At 71.5% G+C, this 19,203-nt stretch carries 7 protein-coding genes; 4 read left to right on the top strand and 3 right to left on the bottom strand.

Features of this window, described 5'->3' with window-relative positions; genetic code table 11:
* Positions 1-89: 89 nt before the first annotated feature.
* Entirely contained in the window at positions 90-1,940 is a 1,851-nt protein-coding gene (locus WME90_RS27280) for a sigma 54-interacting transcriptional regulator (protein ID WP_437274935.1), read from the top strand.
* Between the two features lie 9 nt (positions 1,941-1,949).
* On the opposite strand, the gene WME90_RS27275 is transcribed toward WME90_RS27280, so the two are convergent.
* Positions 1,950-3,302 carry a glucuronyl esterase domain-containing protein gene (locus WME90_RS27275; protein WP_437274934.1) on the bottom strand — a complete coding sequence of 451 codons (1,353 nt, stop codon included), beginning with the start codon at positions 3,300-3,302 and terminating at the stop codon, positions 1,950-1,952.
* A 395-nt stretch (positions 3,303-3,697) separates the two neighbouring features.
* On the opposite strand from WME90_RS27275, the gene WME90_RS27270 reads away from it, so the two are divergent.
* Both WME90_RS27270 and WME90_RS27265 read left to right on the top strand, forming a co-directional pair.
* Complete coding sequence (locus WME90_RS27270) at positions 3,698-5,470, top strand: DUF1592 domain-containing protein (RefSeq protein ID WP_437274933.1); 1,773 nt, start codon at positions 3,698-3,700, stop codon at positions 5,468-5,470.
* Entirely contained in the window at positions 5,467-7,077 is a 1,611-nt protein-coding gene (locus WME90_RS27265) for a DUF1552 domain-containing protein (RefSeq protein WP_437274932.1), read from the top strand. Before WME90_RS27270 ends, WME90_RS27265 begins: the two co-directional genes overlap by 4 nt.
* Positions 7,078-7,132: 55 nt before the next feature.
* Here WME90_RS27265 and WME90_RS27260 read toward each other — a convergent pair whose 3' ends face one another.
* Positions 7,133-8,656 carry a sigma 54-interacting transcriptional regulator gene (locus WME90_RS27260; protein WP_437274931.1) on the bottom strand — a complete coding sequence of 508 codons (1,524 nt, stop codon included), beginning with the start codon at positions 8,654-8,656 and terminating at the stop codon, positions 7,133-7,135.
* 112 nt (positions 8,657-8,768) lie between these two features.
* Complete coding sequence (locus WME90_RS27255; RefSeq protein WP_437274930.1) at positions 8,769-13,904, bottom strand: AAA family ATPase; 5,136 nt, start codon at positions 13,902-13,904, stop codon at positions 8,769-8,771.
* Between the two features lie 597 nt (positions 13,905-14,501).
* Here WME90_RS27255 and WME90_RS27250 point away from each other — a divergent pair.
* Positions 14,502-19,079 carry an nSTAND1 domain-containing NTPase gene (locus WME90_RS27250; RefSeq protein ID WP_437274929.1) on the top strand — a complete coding sequence of 1,526 codons (4,578 nt, stop codon included), beginning with the start codon at positions 14,502-14,504 and terminating at the stop codon, positions 19,077-19,079.
* Positions 19,080-19,203: the final 124 nt, after the last annotated feature.

The following is a 19,203-nucleotide window of genomic DNA, read 5'->3' as shown; positions in this document are numbered from 1 at the left end:
CTTGGCGCGTCCGGGCTATCGGGCGCGTGCGCGCTATCGGGCGCGAGCGCGCCTTCACCCCAGGTCGTTGCGCCGCTCCACGATCGTAGATGACAATGCGCCGAGCTCCCTCGCCCATGCCCTACCTCGTCGTCCGCGAACCCGGCCAGGTGTCGTACACGCTCCCGCTCCAGGAGGACCTGCGCCTCGGCAGGAGCGAGCAGAACGACGTCGTGCTCGACGATCACCAGGTCTCGCGCTTCCAAGCCCGGTTTACCCGATCGGAGCAGGGCTGGTCCGTCGAGGATCTCGGGTCGATGCACGGCACGCTTGTCAACACCGTCAGGATCACGACGCACCTCCTCAAGGTCGGCGACCGCATCCAGGTCGGCAACACCCTGCTCGTGTTCCGTGAGGACGCAGAGCCGGAGCTCGCCCACCAGCAGGCCACAGCGGCCTTCGCGCCCCTGCGCGACGACAGCGACCGCCGCCTCCAGCTCGTCTACGAGCTGAGCCGCGCCGCGTTCGACCTCGCGGAGCGCGACGATCTGCTCGGCAGGGTGCTCCAGTCCCTCCTCGACGCGCTCGGCTGCGAGCGCGCCCTCGTCGGCCTCGCAGAGCCGGGCGCGCGCGGCTTCCGCCGCCTCGCGCGGACGCGTGAGGGCGGCCCCGGGGCCGACGACATCGCCGTGAGCCGCACCCTGCTCGAGGCGGTCACGGTGCGGCGCGAGAGCGTCATCTTCCACAACACCGGGGAGCGCGGCGCGCCGAAGACCCTCGTACGGGAGGGGATCCTGACGGCGATGGCGGTCCCGCTCCACGCGGGCTCGCTCCTCCTCGGCTTCCTCTACGTCGACGCGCGGCAGCGGCCGGCGCTCTTCACGCCGCAGGATCTCGATTTTCTCACGGCGATCGGGCACCTTGTGGCGGCGGCGCTCGAGAGCGGGCAGCGCTACCGGCGGATGGAAGCGCTCACCGAGGCGCTCGGGCCGGGCGGCACGGCCAGCGAGCTGATCGGCGCGAGCGAGCCGATGCTGCGGCTCAAGCGCCAGATCCAGAGGTACGGCGCGTCCGCGGCCCACGTGTTCATCCAGGGCGAGAGCGGGACGGGGAAGGAGCTCGTCGCGCGCGCTCTCCACGGCGTGTCCCCGCGCGCGGCGGGCCCGTTCGTGACGCTGAACTGCGCCGCGATCCCGGAGTCGATGGTCGAGAGCGAGCTCTTCGGCCACGAGAGGGGCGCGTTCACGGGCGCCGTCGGGAGGAGGCGCGGCAAGTTCGTGATGGCCGACGGCGGGACGCTGTTCCTCGACGAGATCGGCGATCTCCACCTCTCGGCGCAGGCCACGCTGCTCCGCGCGCTCCAGGAGGGGGAGATCCATCCGCTCGGCGCCGAGAGGCCGGTGCGCGTCAGCGTGCGCGTCGTGTCGGCCACGCACAAGGACCTGGCAGAGGAGATCGAGAACAGGCGTTTCCGCGAGGACCTCTACTACCGGCTCAACGTGGTGGAGCTGTCGGTGCCCCCGCTGCGCGAGCGCGGCGACGACATCGAGCTCCTGGCGCGGGCGCTGCTCCGGGCGGCGGCGTCGAGCATGGGCAAGCGAGAGATGGAGTTCACGCCGGCCGCCCTCGCGGCCCTGAAGGCCTACGGCTGGCCTGGCAACGTCCGGGAGCTCCGCAACGAGATGGAGCGCGCGGCCATCGACGCCGAGCTCCCGATCGTGGACCTGCACAACCTGAGCTCGCGGATCTGCAAAGGGTCGAGGGAGGCGCCGGCGGCGCGCGAAGGCATGTCGCTCGCCGAGCAGTTCGCGGCGCTCGACTCGACGGAGCGGCGGCTCATCGAGGAGGCGCTCAAGGCGGCGCGGGGCAACCTGTCCGAGGCGGCGCGGCAGCTCGGGATCACCCGGGTCATGATCAAGCGGCGAATCGACCGGTTCGGGCTCGGCTTCCGCGACGAGTGACCCGAGCGGTCACTCGAGGTTCGGCGGCGTCCACGTCATCCACCGGCCGAGGTCGGCCTTCGCCCCGTCGCTCTCGAGCAGGTTGGTGTCGTCGGTGCCGCCCCCGACAAGGAACTTCCTTACGTACGCCTCCAGGATCGCCCTCTGCTGCGCGGGGAACTGGCAATGCTCATGGCCGCCGAGCTGCGAGTAGGCCATCCGGTCGGGCACGCCGAGCCCCTCCCAGATCGCGTGGGCGATGGACCCGGCCGTGAAGGTGCTGTCGATGCCGAGCCAATCGATGCGATTGTCGACGACGAGCAGCGCGCGCGGAGCGACGAGGCCCATGACCATGTGATGATCGAACGGGAGGGTCGTCACCTTGTTGCCGAAGTTCGAGCCGAAGCTCTCGCGGAACCACGGCTGCTCGCCGGCCGCGCTGGACAGGGTCTGCACGTTCTCCCCGCCGTCCTTCCCTGCCTGTGAGACGCGCCAGCTCGCCGAGCCTCCGGCGCCCGACTCCTGCGGGATCGTCAGCACGATGCGCTCGTCGAACGCTCCCGCGGTGAGAGCACCCTTTCCATCCCGCGAGCAACCCGTCACGGCGATGCGCTTCGGATCGATGTTGGCCGCCGGGGTCTTCTCCAGCGCGTCGATGATCCGGCTGACACCCCAGGCCCACGCGATCATCGAGCTGGCCGGGTGATCCTTGCCGTAGAGGTCATAGAAGATCCCCGTCCCACGCGTGCCGCCGCCGCCCTGGGCGCCCATGTCGTTGTTGTTGAAGATGGCCGTCGCGACGCCGTTCTGGCTGAACACGCTCGCGTCCAGGGTCACGCTGCCAAAGCCGTAGAGGCTGATGAGCAGTGGAATCGGAGCGGAAGGCGCCCCGGCAGGCCGGTTGATGTCGATGGAGAAGGAGACGCTCTTCGCGCCCTCGCTGACGCCGACCGTCAGCTTGTTCCCTGAGAACGCCCCCGTCACGTCATCTTTGGACACCGCGGGCTTCGGTCCGGACTCGTACTCCTCGACCTGCGCCTTGATCTCCGCGCGTCGACACGCCCATTCCGACTTCTTCGTGATGCGCGATCCGTCCAGCATCGTGAACGGATCGTGATGCGTCTCGTAGACGGGGAGAGACGCCGCGGCAGGCAACGTCGGCTCCGGGCAGCTCGCGCCGCTGTCTTCGACGCCGCCTGGGCCGCCCGTGCCGGTGGATCCACTCCCACCCCCTCCTGAGACCGACGAGCTGCCGGAGGAGCCCGCTCCTCCGCTGTTGTCGCCGCCGCTCGACGTCGTGGTGCTCGACGTCGTCGTGTCGGAGGGGTCATCACCGCAGCCGGGGATCGACAGGATCAGCAGAGCCAGAAGAATTTTTCTCATTGTCCTCGATGCCCGAAAGTTGGTTTGGTTTGCGACCGCTCGAATCGCTCAGCGGAGCAGCGCCGAGAGCGTGTCCGGCCGCTCCTGCGCAGGCGTGGTCCGGTTCGCGCGAAGAGCGCATTGGGTCGCGTGGCGCTGTCCGCTGTACGTCGCTGTTCATGTGAACGTTCACAACATCATGCCACTTTCACGCAATAATTTCTGTATCACAAGAGAAGTCGAAATTCTACTCACGCGCCTCGCCCCGGCGCCTTGCAAACCAGCGGATTTGCCGGGCGAAAGCAAACTTGCGCCAAGACGAAAATACGAGAAAACTCGTGATCTGCGGCCCACGACAAGGCATCCTGTGTCTGGGCGATGCGCTAGGTAAGAGCCCCTCGGACGAGGTGAGTCCTATGAACACGTGGGCGAGACGGTTCATCGTTCCTGTGCTGCTCACGTCGAGTTACGCAGCCATGGGCGGTTGCACCGCGATGATCGGCGGCGGCGATGACCCGGAGGCGAGCAGCGGATCTGGCGACGGGCCTGGGAGCGGCTCTGGCAACGGCTCTGGCAACGGCTCTGGAAGCGGAGACGGCGCCGGCGGAGGCGGCTCGGCGGGCGGCGACCCCGGCGTCGAGCCGACGATGTGTGTGCCGGGCATCCCGCGGACATCGGCGCTGCCACGTCTGACGAGGGCGCAGTACGACAACACGATTCGCGATCTGGTCGGCATCGACAACCAGCCGTCGTCGATGCTCGCGCCGGACGGCGTCGGGAGCGTCGATCAGCGCGCGTGGGACGGGTACAAGACCGCCGCAGCGACGGTGGCGGCGGCGGTGATGGCGGACGCCAGGGCGCGAGCCAAGACCATCCCCTGCGCGCCGGAAGGCGACGGCACCGCGTGCGCGCACCAGCTCATCGATACGCTGGGACGGCGCGCCTTCCGGCGCCCGCTCACCGAGGAGGAGAGGGGGCTCTTCCAGGCCCTCTACACCCGCCGTCAGGCGCTCACGCCGACCGGCTCGTTCAACGACGGCGCCCAGCTGATCATCGAAGCGTTCCTGCTGTCGCCCTCCTTCCTGATGCGCGCGGAGATCAGCGAGAAGCCCGAGGGCGAGTACTTCGTGCTGAACAGCCACGAAGTGGCGTCGCGCCTCTCGTATCTCATCTGGGGAACCATGCCGGACGACGAGCTGTTCGCCGCAGCGGACGCCGACGCGCTGCTCACGCAGGAGCAGATCCTCGCCCAGGCACAGCGGATGCTGGCGGATCCCAAGAGCCGCGGGATGGTCAAGGCCTTCCACGAGCTCTACCTCCACATGGGGCCCGGCACGCGCTGGTCGAACATCCAGCGTGATCCGGCTGCCTTCCCGGACTTCAAGGAGTCGATGATCCCCTTGCTGTCGGAGGAGACCGAGCGCTTCATCGAGCACGTGGTCTTCGATCAGGCCGGTACGTTCCAGGATCTGGTCACCACGCCGGTGGGCTTCGTCAACGCCTCGCTGGCGCCGCTCTATGACCTGGATCCTGCGGAGTTCAACGGCGCGGAGCTCGTGCCGGTCGAGCTCGACCCGACGAAGCGCTCTGGCCTCTTCACCCGCCTGGGCTTCCTGGTGTCGCACTCTGGGTACGACCGGACGTCGCCCATCCTGCGCGGCGCGTTCTTGCAGAAGGAGATCCTCTGCGCGGACATCCCGCCGCCTCCACCGATGGTGGAAGGGACGCCGCTGCCCACGGATGCCAACCTCACGACCAACCGTGCTCGGGTCGACGCCCAGACGGCGGGAGACGCCTGCAAGTTCTGCCATCACACGTACATCAACCCGACGGGCTTCGCGCTCGAGGCGTACGACGCCGTGGGGGCGTACCAGCAGACCGAGTCGTTCTCGGGCGCGCCCATCGACACGCGGGTGAGCATCGACATGGGCGAGGACGCCGTGGAGCTCGACGGCCCGGTGGCGCTCTCCGAGGCCATCGCGAGCTCCCCGGAAGCGCACAAGTGCTACGTGCGAAAGTGGGTCTCGTTCGCTTACCAGCGCGAGCTCAACAACGAGGATTCCTGCACCGTGGACGAGCTGACCGCCAAGCTCACCCAGGGCGGCTACACGGTGCTCGACCTGATCGCAGATCTCACACAGAGTCAATCGTTCCGAGTTCGTGCGCTGCAGGCGGAGGTGGAGCCGTGAACCGAAGAAACTTCCTGCGCGGAATTGGTGGCGTGGCGCTCGCGGTGCCCTTCTTGAATTCGCTCGGTAACTCCGCGCGAGCGCAGGAAGCGCCTTCGCCCCGCCGCCTGGTGATCTTCTACACCAACAACGGTTGCCTGACGAACCGCTGGTTTCCGACGATCGAGAACGGGGCCGGAGCGGTCACCGCGGCGTCCCTGGAGACGGTGCAGGCGGACGGGAAGCCCCGGACCCTCGCCCCGCTCGCGCCCTTCGCGGCGAAGCTGCTCTTCCCGCGCGGGCTCGCGATGCCGCTGAACGGCTTCAACAACAAGGTGGACGGCACGGTCCATTTCGATCCCCACGATCAGGGCATGGGCAGCAAGCTGACGTGCGCGCCGCTCGATCCCGCCGGAGATCACTGGGCGCTGTCGCACTCGCTCGACCACGAGATCGCGCAGCGCTTCAACCAGGGAACCAACAAGATCCCGCTCGTGCTCTCCGTCGGCAATGCGTTCACGAACGTCAAGGGCATCGTGTCGTACTCGGCGTCGAAGACGCCGTACGCGCCCGTGACCAACGCGCGCACGGTGTACACAAGCCTGACAGGGCTCTTCGCGACCAGCTCCGGGACCGAGGCGGATCACCGCGTGGCGCGCGGCGAGAGCATCATCGATCTGGTGAGCCACGATCTGAACGCCTTCAAGGGCCGCAAGATGAGCGGCGCCGATCGGAAGAAGATCGACGACTGGCTCGCCCTGCTCCGCGAGACGGAGCAGCGGGTCATCCCCTCTGCTTGCACCGCGGAGTCGGCCGCCGCTCTCGGCGTCACGGACGCCGCCCTCACCGAGGCGGGATATCCCGCTCGCGGCGGCGGCTTCCCCAACAACGAGAAGGTGTACACCCTGGGCAGCGAGATGATGATCCGCCTCATCGCCCTCACGATGATGTGCGACAACAACCGATCGATCGTGCTCCAGTGGCCGGGCTTCGTGACGTTCAATTGGGACGGCATCACCCACACGCACGATCATCACGGGCTCTCGCACCGCAACGGGAGCAACGCCACCGGCGGCCAGTGCGTGAGCGGCGTCCTCGAGCAGATCCACGAGATCGACCGCTGGTACGCGGGGCGCTTCGCCAAGCTGGTCAAGACCATCGACAGCATCGAGGAGGGGGGCGGCACCATGCTCGACAACTCCGCGGTCATGTGGCTGCCGGAGCTCGCCGATGGCAACGCGCACAACAACAACAACCTGCCCATCGTGATCGCCGGAAGCGCCGGCGGGTACCTCAAGCAGGGCGTCTCGGTGAACGTCGCAGGTGGGAAGATCGAGGCGGGCAACAGCGAGGCGACCTGCGGGAGCGGGGCGGAGGGCGAGAACAACAGCGGCAACACCGGCTCGTCGGGCGGAACCGTCCCGTTGAACAAGCTCTACACGACCTTGATCAACGCGCTCGGCGCCGGGCTGCCCGAGTGGGCTCCTGTCGATCGCTTCGGCGTCTCGGATGCGGTCGCGGTTGGCTTCGGTGGCACCGCTCCGTCGTTCACCACCGATGGCGCGGGCAACGTCGTCGACGGGCCTGGCATCAGCAATCCGGGGGAGCTCGACGCCATCAAGGCGTGAGGCGACGAAGGGCCCTCCCGCGCCGCCAGGCCGTCGAGGAGAGCCCACCTCGAACCTAGGGCGTCTGTTTTGGTTTTCGTGGCCTCGGAAGGCCGTACTCCTGGATCCGCGATACCAGCGTTCGCCGCGAGATCCCGAGCAGCTTCGCGGCGTACGTCTGGTTCCCCACGCACTTCTCGAGCGCCTCGATGATGCGCTGCTTCTCGCTCGCGTCCGCTTGGCGCAGGGGCGGCGTGTTCGCCTCGGCTCCGCGCGGGGCCGCGGGCTCCGGGCGCTCGCTCGACGGTGCGGCGGCGCGGCCCGCCTGCGAGGGAGGGGGAGGGGCGCCGGCCGTCATCTTGGCCGGCAGGTGCTCCGGGAGCAGCACGTCGCCTGTGCAGAGCATGACGGCGCGCTCGATCACGTTGCGCAGCTCGCGGATGTTGCCGGGCCACCGGTAGCGCTCGAGCAAGGAGAGGGCTTCGGGCGACACGGCGGGGACGCGCGGCCGCTCGAACGACTGGCTCGCTTTGGTCGCGAAGAGCTGGACCAGAGGCGCGATGTCCAGCGCGCGCTCGCGCAGCGGCGGGATCGTGAGCGTGACGCCGTTGAGCCGGAAATACAGGTCCTGCCGGAACTCCCCCCGCGCGACCTCGGCCTCCAGATCGCGGTGGGTGGCCGACAGGAAGCGGACATCGATGCTGCGCGGGACCCGGCCGCCGACGCGGAGCACCTGGCGCTCCTCGAGCACGCGCAGCAGCTTGGCCTGGGTGACCTTGGACAGCTCGCCCACCTCGTCGAGGAACACCGTGCCCCCGTCGGCCGACTCGAACAGGCCCGGCTTCGCCTGCAGCGCCCCGGTGAAGGCGCCCTTCTCGTGCCCGAAGAGCTCGCTCTCCAGGAGCGACTCCGACAGGGCCGCGCAGTTGAGCCCGAGGAAGGGCCCCCGCGCGCGGGCGGCGGAAGAGCGGCGGTGGATGGCCCGGGCCAGCACTTCCTTGCCCGTGCCCGTCTCGCCCAGCAAAAGGACGCTGATGAGGCCCGGAGCGGCGAGGTAGGCTTGCTCGTAGAGCGCTCGCATCGCCGGGTCCCGGACGACGAGGTCGCCTCCGTCCGGCGGCGCGGAGGGGCGACCTCGGCCGTCCGGAGGCGCGCTCAAGGCCGCCTCGGCCAGGCGGACGACGATCAGCGCGGAGCCGAGGGTGATGCAGTCGCCCGGCGCGATCTCGATGGCTTGCCTGGAGACCTGCCGCATGTCCTCCGTCTTCCCCGGCTCGACGAGCGCGCGCGCCTGGTCTGCACGCGAGGCGCGCACGGTGATCGCGTTGGTGCCGCCGAGATCTTCGATCCGCAGCGGTGGATCGAGGTGCAGGACGGCGTGCCTTCGCGAGACGGATGCGTGGTTGATGCGGATGTCGTTCTCGGCGGAGCGGCCGATCGAGACCGAGCCGCTCGGCGGCAGGGGATGGACGACGACCGCGTCGCCGGCAAAGACCGTGAGCTCCAGCGCCGCAGGAGGGCGCGGGGGCCCGCCCGCGGAGCCACCGCCTGCAGGCGCGGCGCCTGCCGGGGATTGACGGCCTGATCGAGCGGAGGTCACAGGGTCGTTCTACACCTGGACGGCGCGCTGGGGCCAGGGCGTGATCCCGGGCGAGAGGCGACGTCGGCGCCCTCTGACCTCCAAGATCGGCTCGAGCGTAACCGCCCGACCTTCACCTCGCCGGCGGGCGCGCGCGGGCTGGCCCCGAGGACAGCGGCGCGCCGACCCCGGTCGAGTGCCCGGCACGGCGGAGCGCATAGGCGATGCCGCTCTGAAGGGTGCCCATGGTGACGATGGATTTCATCTCGATGTCCAGGCCCACCATCGCCTGGGCGACCTCGGCGCGCGTGCCGGTGAGCACGGCCTCCGTGCCGAGCAGCCGCAGCGCATTGGCGGTCCCCACGAGGGTCTGCGCGATCTGGGTGTCGATGTGCTTCATCCCGGTGATGTCGAGGATCACGACGCTCGCCTGGTGCCGCTGGGCGCCGTCGAGCGCGACCTCCAGCACCTGGGATGCCCGCGCGGCATCCATGGTGCCGATGAGCGGCATCACCATGATCCGGTCGGTGATCGGGATGAGCGGCGTCGAGAGCTCCGACAGCCTCGCCTGCTGCGCCTCGAACATCTGCCGCTGCAGCGCGGCCCGCTCCCGCTCCGCCAGCTCGCGCTGCGCGAGCTCGATCTTCAGCCGCTCGTTGCTCGCGCTGAGCTGCGCGTTGGAGCGCTGGAGCTCATCGGTGCGCTGCGCGACCTCGGCCTCGAGCCGCCGGTTGGCGTGCTGGACCTGCTCCTTCGCCACCCGCATGCCCGAGAGGAGCAGCGCGTTCTCGATGGATATCGCGGCCTGGGACGACAGGAGGCCGAGGAGCTCCACGCGGCTCGCGTTGAACGCCCTGCTCGCGGCGTTGTTCTCCAGGTAAAGGACGCCGCTCATGCGGCCCTGATGGAGCAGCGGCAGGCACAGGACGGATCGCGTGCCCTGCCCGAGGATGCAGGGATCGTCGGAGAACCGGGCATCGGCGCTGGCGTCGTCGAGGACGAGCGGCTCGCGGGTGCGAGCGACGAACAGCGCCACCTTGTGCGGCAGGTCGGCGCGCGCATCGAGCGGCTCGCTCGGCCCGAGCGCGAGCGTCCCGGGCTCGACCCCGAAGGTCGCCTCGACGAAGAGCCGCCCGTCCCGCTCCAGGACCAGCGCCCCCCGCTGGGCGCCCGAGTTCCCGAGCACGAGCGTCACCAGGCGCTCGATCACCCGCTCGAGCTCCGTCTCGCCGGCGATGCCCTGCACGGCGCGCACGATCAGCGCAGCGTCCCGAAGGTTGCCGACCGTCGTCCGGCCGAGGATCGTCCCCGCGTGCGCCGGGCCCGACGTCGCCGAGGGGATGGAAGAGATCGGCACGCTGTCGCTCGACGAGGGCAGCAGCGCGGCGTGATCGCGCGCGAGCGCGTCCGCCTTGGCCGTCGCTCCCCAGTGCCGGTAGCCGAGGTACGCGTCGACCATGTACGCGCGCGCCACCTTCGTCCTGCCGTGGTGGAGGTGGAGCCTCGCGCACAGCTCGTTCGCGAGCGCCTCGTCGTGAGGAAACTTGTTCTCCCGGGCCAGGGAGATCGCCCGGTCGTAAAGGCCCATGGCCTCGACCTGATCGCCGGCGACGCGCGCCTCCTCGGCGTGGATGAGCAGCAGCAGGTGCTCGAAGTTCATGGGGGCGCTCGCGGCGAGGCCCGCGATCCGCTCCTTGTGGCGGGCGACGGTCTGCGCGCGGCGCTCCGCCTCTCCGGGCGAGGCCGCGGCGGGCAGCGCGAGGAACGCCATGCACGTGTAGAAAGGGAGCTTCGTCGGTTGATACAAACCGAGCATGCCCGCGCCGTAGGCCTCGGCGTCCGCGGCGTTCGCCGCCGCCCTCTCGCAATCGCCGTACAGATAGGGCAGCTGCAGCTTGAGCAGCGCGTAAAAGAAGAGGCCCGCGATCAGGTCCTTCTCTTTGAGGCGCGCGACAAACTCGTCCTCATCGAATTGGTCGTCGCTCAGGCTGTCGGGGGCCCGCGTCCGCCCCAGCAGGCTCGCGATAGCCTGCCTCATGAGCGTCAACACGGTCGTGCCGACGACGTCCCCGGTTCGCCGGAACACGACGAGGCCTCGCTCCACCTCCTCGCGCAGCTCCTCGAGCGGATGGCCCGCTGTGAACATGTTGCTGACCACGCAGGTCCATGCGTTGCTGAGATGGGCGAAGTCGCCTGATTCCAGCAGTCCTTGGCGCGCGCTCAGGAACCGAGAAATCCCGTCGCGCACGTCGTGGAACAGGTGGGAGTACGTGGCGAAGACGTAGTTCACCCTGGCGGCCAGGGCGGCGTTCGAGAACTTGTCGCTCAAGGTGATGGCGAGGCGGCCGAACGCGTGGCCATCGGCGGGCCGCCCTTGCAAGACCGCGAGCAGGAATCCGTACGAGGTGTACGCGAGGGCGGACACGTCGGAGTGGCCGTACCGCAGGGAGATGTTGACCTGCTTGAGGACGATCAGCGGGTAGAGCTCGGGCCTCAGGCAGAAGAGCGGCCCCATCATATCGCTGATGAGCTGCACCAACGCCCTTTGCTCCGGGTTGTCCATCGCCGGCGCGTCGATCAGGTCTTCTATGCGGCGGCCCGCCAGGTTCGCGTCCAGCGCTGCGAGCTCGGCCTCGATGCGCGCCTGCAGCTCCGCCCCGTCGCTCGGCAGCGTGAAGCCGAGCGTGCTGACGCCCTCGCCGCCCAGGCGCACCGCGTCCGCGAAGTTCCCCAGCGTCACGTGGAGCAGCACGCGGAGGCTGTAGATCTGCGCCCGCTCGACGTTCGACCTCGCTCGGGGCATGAGGGACGTGAAGAGCGCCTCGGCCCGCTCGGGCGCGCCGCCCAGGTACACGCACTCCGCGTTCTCGCGGCTGAGCGCGAAGCAGAGCTCCTCGTGGCGCGCCCAGCGCGCGTCCCCGAGGAGCTCGAGCCCCGCGCTGAAGTGGTCCGCGGCCGCCTGATAGGCTGTCCTGACCTTGGCCGCCCTGCCCGCCCGCTGGTTGAGCCGGGCCAGGGCCAGCCGCCCGGCCTCGTCGGCGATGCCCCGCGCGCCCAGGTTCAGGTGGCGAACGATCTCGATCAGGTCTTCGTCCGGCGGCGTTTCGCCGGCGCGCGCCCAGAGCAGACGGCCGATCGCCAGGTGCAGCGCTTCCCTGTGCGAAGGCTCGACGAGCGAGTACGCTGCGTGGCGCACCCGGTCGTGCAGGAACCGGTACGATACCTTGATCTCGTGGGGGGCCGAGGGCTCCGTGTCCGCGCTCTCGTCGAAGAAGCGATAATCGCTGTCGCGCGGCACGATGAGGCCCCCGCGCAGCGCGTCCCACAGGTCGGCGGCCGTCGCGGCGGGCGATTTCTCGTGGACGGCCGCCAGCGTGGTGAGATCGAACGTGTGGCCCAGGCACGCGGCGAGCTTCAGCGCGCGCTGCGTCGCCGGCGGGAGCCGGTGCATCCTGTCGAGCATGAGGTCGACCACGTTGTCGGCGGCGACCGCCTCCCGGACGCGCGCCACGTCCCACGCCCAGGCTTCCGAGGGCGCATCGAACCACAGCGCCCCCGCGTGGTGGAGCACGCCGAGGAGCTGGCCCAGGAAGAACGGGTTGCCCTCGGTCTTCTCGAAGACCAGCGCGGCGAGCGGCGCGACCGCGTGCGGGCGCGCGCTCAGCGTGTCGGCGACGATCTGCGTGACCGTGGGCATGTCGAGGGGCTTGAGCGTGAGCTCGGCGATCGCCACGCCCGCCTTGCGGAGCTCACCCAGCGTCGCGTGCAGCGGATGGGCGGCGTCCACCTCGTTGTCCCGATAGGCGCCGACGATCAGGAGGTGGTTGCCCTCCACGTCCGTGAGGAGGCGCTCGAGGATCCTGAGCGACGCCGGATCGGCCCACTGCAGATCATCGAGGAAGAGGGTCAGCGGGTGCGTCGGGCCAGCGAAGACCCGCACGAAGCGCTGCACCAGCAGGTCGAAGCGGTTCCTGGCCTCGGTCGGCCCGAGCTCCGGTACGTCCGGCTGGGGCCCGAGGATCAGCTCGAGCTCCGGGATCAGCTCCATGAGGAGCTGCCCGTTCGCGCCGACCGCGGCGAGCAGCTTGCGTCTCCACTCCTCGACGGCAGCCGCCGACTCCGTCAGGACCTGACGTATGAGCTCGCGGAAGGCCTGCGCCACCGACGCGAGCGCGACATCGCGGTTGATCGGATCGAACTTCCCTTTCGCGAAATACCCCCCATGACGGGCGATGGGCTTGTGGATCTCGTTGACCAGCGTGGTCTTGCCGACGCCGGAGTAGCCCGAGATGAGCACGAGCCCCGCCGCGCCCCGGCGAGCTCGCTGAAAGGCGGACAGGAGCGCGTTCACCTCGTGATCCCGGCCATAGAGGCGCTGGGGAACGCGCAGATCCAGCGGCCGGTCGTGCTGGCCCAGCGGAAACGGATCGGCGTGGCCCGTCGCCTCCCACCGCCGGAGGCACTCCTCCAGGTCGAGCTTGACCCCGCGGGCGCTCTGGTACCGGTCCTCCGGCATCTTGGCCAGGAGCTTCACGATCACCTCCGACAGCGCGCGGGGCACCCCCGGCGCGCGCTCGTGCGGCGGCGTCGGCATGCGCGCCATATGGCTGTGAATGAGCGCGGTGGGGTCGCCCTCCTGGAACGGGAGGGCGCCTGTCAGCATCTCGTAGAGCGTGACGCCGAACGAGTAGAGATCGGCGCGCAGATCCACGCTCCGGTTCATGCGGCCAGTCTGCTCAGGGGCGATATACGACAACGTGCCTTCGAGCGCGTCCGGCGGGACCGTCTCGGGTGTCTCCCTCGAGAGGCGCGCCGCGATGCCGAAGTCGACGAGCCGCGGGCTGTGCGTCTCCTCGTCGATCAGGATATTGTGCGGCTTGATGTCCTTGTGAATGATCCGGAGCCCGTGGAGCGTGTCGAGGGTGCCCGCGAGCGCGATGGCGGTGCGGAGCGCCGTGCCCACGTCGAGCCTGCGCGCCTTCAGCACGGCGTGCAGCGAGGAGGGGCCGAGATCCTCCATGATGAGCGCGAGGCCTCTGCCGCACTTCTCGATGGCGTGCGCCTTGACGACGCCGGCCACCTCGCCTGCGTCCCGCAGGATGGCGAACTCGCGCCGCAGCCGCGCGAGATCCCTGGCGGTCGGGAACTCGGACCGAGGCACCTTGACCGCGACCGGCGCGCCGTCCTCGTCCCGGCGGCCGCGGTACAGCACGCTCTCGGAGCCTTCGTATACCCTCTCGAACAGCGTATGACCTGACAGATCGATCATGGCAGCAAGTCCCCGTATTCCGTGGCAGCGATCCAAAGGAGCATGCTGCCCCCCACATGTCATCCCGAGTATCCGTCGTCGCCCTGTCGGACAGAGACTCGCCCGCCGGCAGATTACCCGGCAAGGCATGGAAGTCCAGCCTTGCGGCGCCGAGCGCTCCTCGGGATCTCGCGCGGCACCCTCGGGGCGTCTCCTCGGAGATTCCGTGCTGCAATGGAGCGAATTGGCGCGCTTGGGGCCATGACGGTTTTCCTCCTGAACCGGGGTGAATTCCCGCAGCAGCGGCCGTGGACCGGTTCGAGGTGGTGTCACTGAAACCGCAGATTCAGGGGAAGGCCGCCGAGCGACGTGCCTCCCCGGTACACGTCGCGATCACGAGGGCTGGGTTCAGGTGCTCCGATGCGCGCTCGAGCGCGCGGCGCTCTTCCGGCGAGAGCTTCGGCCGCGGTGCGGCTTCTCTCATGTTCCCATGTGCGGCAGTGTCGCGGGCCGGGCTGCAGAGGTCCACGCGCAGCCGGGCGAACCGCCGCGGCGGCGCGCGGCGCGGTGAGCGGGACCGTCCACCTCGCGCCGCGCCGGTGATACTTTCGTCCCGCGATGGACCGCACGCTCGTCGACGAGGGCAGCTCCTCCCGCGATCCGGGCCCGGTGCCCATGCCCGCGGGCGCGCTCGCGCACGCCCCCGGAGACGTGCTCGATCGCCGCTACCGGCTCCGCGTGCGCCTCGGCCGCGGTGGCTTCGGCGACGTGTGGCGCGCCGAGGAGCTCCTGCCCGACGGCGCGCCGTTCCGCGAGGTCGCCCTCAAGCTCCTCGTCTCGGACTTCGCCGACGCCGCCGACTGGGCCGACGAGGCCAAGCTCCTCGCCTCGTTCCGCCACCCGTCGCTCGTCACCATCTACGCCGCAGGCATCCTCCACGGCGCCCCGAAGACCCCGTTCGTCTCGATGGAGCTGCTCGAGGGCCGGAACCTCGCCGACCTGATCCGCTTCCGCCGCCGCATCCCCTGGCGCCGCGTCGTCGCCTGGGCCCGCGACGTCGCCGGCGCGCTCGACGTCATCCACGCGCGCAGCGTCGTCCACCTCGACCTCAAGCCCGCCAACCTGTTCCTCACGCAGGACGGCGCCCTCAAGGTCCTCGACTTCGGCATCTCGCGGCGCGCAGGCGCCCCGCTCTCCCGCGCCCCCGCCGTCGCGATCGGCGGCGGCCAGGACAGCGGCGGCGACCTCGGCACCGCCGCCTTCCTCGCCGAGCGCGACGTCTACGCCTCCACCCGCCGCGCCTTCGTCGGCGCAGACAGCCCCGCCGCGGCGCGCAACGTCATCGGCACCCCCGGCTTCATGGCCCCGGAGGTCCTCGAGATGGCCGAGCCGACCGCCGCCACCGACGCCTACGCGCTCGCCGTCTGCATCGCGCAGCTCGCCACCGGGCGCCTCCCGCACGCCGTGCCCGACGAGCCGGACGACTGCTCCGACCCCGCGAGCGTCTCCGCGTGGTGGACCGAGCTCCGCGCCGCGACCCTGCGCGGCACCATGCGCGACCTCGAGCGCGATCCCGCGCGGCTGCCGCGCGGCCTCGTCGCGCTGCTCAAGCGCCTCCTGTCCGTCGATCCAGCGCACAGGCGCGTCACGCCAGGGCGGCTGACGCAGCTGCTCGACGAGGTCTGGGAGCGACCCCACGGCGTCCCGGACCAGCCGTACAGGGGCCTCACGCCGCTCTCCTCCACCGACGAGGGGCTCCTGTTCGGGCGCGACGACGACACCGCGCGCCTCGGGCGCGAGCTCGAGTTCGAGCCGTGCATCGTCCTCCAGGGGCCGCGCGGATCCGGCAAGACCTCGCTCGCCTCCGCGGGGCTCGTGCCCCACCTCGCGCGCCGCCACGTCGACCAGAAGGACGACTGGATCGAGGCGCGGCTCACCCCCGAAGGCGATCCCGACGGCGCCCTCGCCCGCGCGCTCGCCGCCGTCTCGCCGGAGCTCGCGTCCGCGGACCTCGACGCCCTCACCAGGTTCTGCATGGCGTCCGCCGTCGGCGTCGCGCTCGTCGTCGACCCCATCGCGGCCCTCGGCGACGGGCGCCTCGCCGCCCTCGTGGGCGAGCTCGCGACGGGCGAGCCGCGGCGGGGCCTCCGGCTCATCGGCGTGCTCGACGAGGCCGACGAGCGCGCCGCCGCGCTCCTCGCCACCCCGGCCGGCGAGGGGCTCCGGGCCGCGCTGCGCTACGTGGGCCTGCCCGCCGCGGCCGCCGTGAAGGACCTCGTCGCGGGCCCGGCGAAGCTCGCCGGCGCCGAGGTGCGCGGCCTCGCCCAGGTCGCGGCCGAGGCGCAGCGCGAGCTCCGGAGCGGCGGCGCGGCGCTCTCGTTCGTGGCGCTCGCCCTCGCCGACTGGTGGCGCGCGCGCGATCCACGCGGCGCGCTGAGCGGCGAGGCCTGGCAGGCGCTCGGCGGCGTGCGCGGCGCCCTCGCGCGGCACGCCGACGCCGCGATCGCCGCCCTCACGCCGGAAGACCGCGCGCTCGCCGACGAGGCGCTGCTCCGGCTCGGCGCCATGGATGGGTCGCGTGTCCGCTGGGCCGAGGCAGAGCTCGTCGAGGCCGTCGCCGCCCCGCCCGCCGACGTCGACAGGGTCCTCGGCGCGCTCGAGCGCGCGCGCCTCCTCGTCCGCCGCGACAGGTCCGTGGAGCTCGCCCACGAGTCGCTCGTCTCGAGCTGGCCGCACGCCGCCGCCACCCGCGCGCTGCACATGGAGCGGCTCATCCTGCTCGAGCGGCTCCGCGAGGCCGCCGACGTGTGGGATCGCTCCGGCGAGAGCCGCGATCTCCTGCTGCGGCGCGATCTGCTCGATCAGGCGAGCAGGAGCGCGGCCTTCGTCTCGCGGCTGCCGCGGCGCGAGCAGGCGCTCGTGCGCGAGAGCCTGCGGCGCGCCCGCGCCCAGCTCGCCAAGAAGATCGGCGCGATCGCGGCGCTCGGGCTCACCGTCGGCGCGGCGTTCGCGGCCGAGCGGTGGGCCGCGGCGCGCCAGGCGCAGACCGAGGCCAAGGCGCGCGAGGCCGAGGAGCGCGCCGAGCTCGCGGAGCTCATCGGCAAGGCGCGCCGCACGGAGGACCCGTACCACCGCGCCGCGTGGATCGCCGCGGCCCTCGCGCGGCGCTCGGACGACGCGGCGCTGCCGCTCGATCTCGCGGCCGCCGCCGTGGGCCTGCCGCGCGCGCGCTTCCTGACCGTCGACAGCGTGGTGGGGCCGGCCTTGCCGTGGGACGATCGGTGGGTCATCGCCGGCGGCCCCGGGGGCTCGCTGCTCGTCGCCGATCTGCGCCCGCCCGACCCGGAGGTCATCGACGACGTGGCGCTCGACGCCGACCCCGAGAGCGCCCCGCGCGCCAAGTCGCCGCGCGTGATCGCGCTGCTGCCGCACGAGGCCCCGCACGTGGAGCGCGTGCCGTTCGCGTTCGACACCGCGCTCGCGACGCGCTCGGTCACAGGGGAGGTCCGCGTCTTCCGGCTGCGGGAGGGCGGCACCGTCGCGCTGGCCGCGGTCGCTCCGGTGCGCTGCAGCAGCGCCGTCCACGCGGCGGAGGCGGCGCCCGTCCTCGCCTGCTCGACCGACGGCGGGATCGCGCGCTGGGACATGCGGCGCGGCGGCGGCGCCGAGGCGGTCGATCGGCACCCGTTCCGCGGCAACGTGCTCGGCGTCTCGCCCGACGGCGCGCACGTGGCCGCGGTGCTCGGGCGCAGGGCGCTGCTCTGGGGGCCAGGCGACGGGGCGGGCGCCGAGATCACCCTGAGCGCGCCCGCCGTGCTCGGTCGCTTCAGCCCGCGCGATCCCGTGATCGCGCTCGTGCAGCAGAGCAGGACGTCGATCTACGCCCTCGACCGTCCTGCCGCGCCGCTCTTCGAGCTCGACACGGACCCGGCGCCCGCGTCGGCGCGCTGGGACGCGGGCGGGCTCGATCTGGGCGTGTGCGGCAGCGGCGGCAGCGTCTGGCACTACCTCCGGAAGGGCGGGCGCGCCGCGGGCGATCCGCCGCCCGAGGGCTCGCCGTGCGAGGCGCCCCCGGGCAAGGGCGCGCCGCGGCCGCTGCGCGCGCGCGGCGAGGTGGCCGACATCGCCGAGCGCGACGTCGGCCCGCACGCGCTCCTCGGCGCGTGGCGGCTCCCGGACCGGCGCGTGCTCACGCGCGATCTCGTCCTGTTCAGCCCGGGTCCGCCGGCCGCGGAGCGCCTCCTCGGGTTCGCAGGGCTCGACCCGACGGGCGGGCCGGAGAGCCGCGACGCGGCCGCCTCGGCCGCCGCCGCGCTGCGGCGTGGCGGCGTCGTGGCCTTCGAGATCGGCGGTGAGGTGCGCGTGTACGACGAGGGCTCGCGGCAGCGCACGGCCGCGCGGCGGGGCCACCTGCTGCGCGCCTGCGACGACGGCCGGCTCATGGCGTACCGCCGGGATGAGGGGGTGTGGACGCTGTTCGACGCGACGACCGGCGCGACGGTGGAGGTGGTGCCGAGGGCGCCGGCGCTCGTGCTCGGCGTCGACGCCGCCTGCCGGACGCTGTTCACGCAGGAGCTCGACGGCAACCTCGTCGCGACGTCGCTCCGCGACCTGTCGTCGCGCACCATCGCGGTGACCGACGGTTATGTCTACGAGGCGCGCCCGAGCGCCGCGCGCGGCGACGTCGGGCCCGGGCTGTGGCTCGCGTTCAGCTCGGGCGCGCTCGCGCGCATCGACGAGGCGCGGGGCGAGGTGCGGGTCCTCGGGTACGCCACGCCGCGGGCGACCGCGATCGCGGACGGCCCCCTGCCGGGCGACGCGGCCTTCGCGGACGCCACGGGCGTCGTCGTGATCCGCCGCGCCGGCCTCGCGGAGCGGGTGCTCGAGGGCGTGAGCGGGGCGGAGTGGGAGGACATCGCCGCCGCGCCCGACGGCAAGACGTTGCTGCTCTCGTCGGCGGACCGGATCGCGGCGCTCGACCTGGAGCGGCACGAGATCGTCGGCGCCATGCCGTCCGACGGCCGCGAGCGGCTCGCGCCGTGGGACACCGACGGCTCGGTGCTCTCATGGTCGTTCGGCCGCGTGGGCGGGCCGACCGGCCTCGTGGTACCCCGGGGGCTGCCGCTCGCGCAGCGCGTGGGAGAGGCGGTATCGAACCTGAGGGCCGAGGGCAAGCGGCTGGTCGCGCGGCAGTGAGCCGCGCGCCCCGGGGAGCAGCACGGCAGTGAGCCGCGCGCCCGGGGGAGCAGCACGGCAGTGAGCCGCGCGCCCGGGGGAGCAGCACGGCAGTGAGCCGCGCGCCCGGGGGAGCAGCGCGGCA

It is taken from the genome of Sorangium sp. So ce375 (assembly GCF_051473855.1).
Taxonomy (GTDB): Bacteria; Myxococcota_A; Polyangia; order Polyangiales; family Polyangiaceae; genus Sorangium.
The sequence above is the reverse complement of the archived record's forward strand: the minus strand, read 5'-3'. Positions and strand labels throughout refer to the sequence as shown.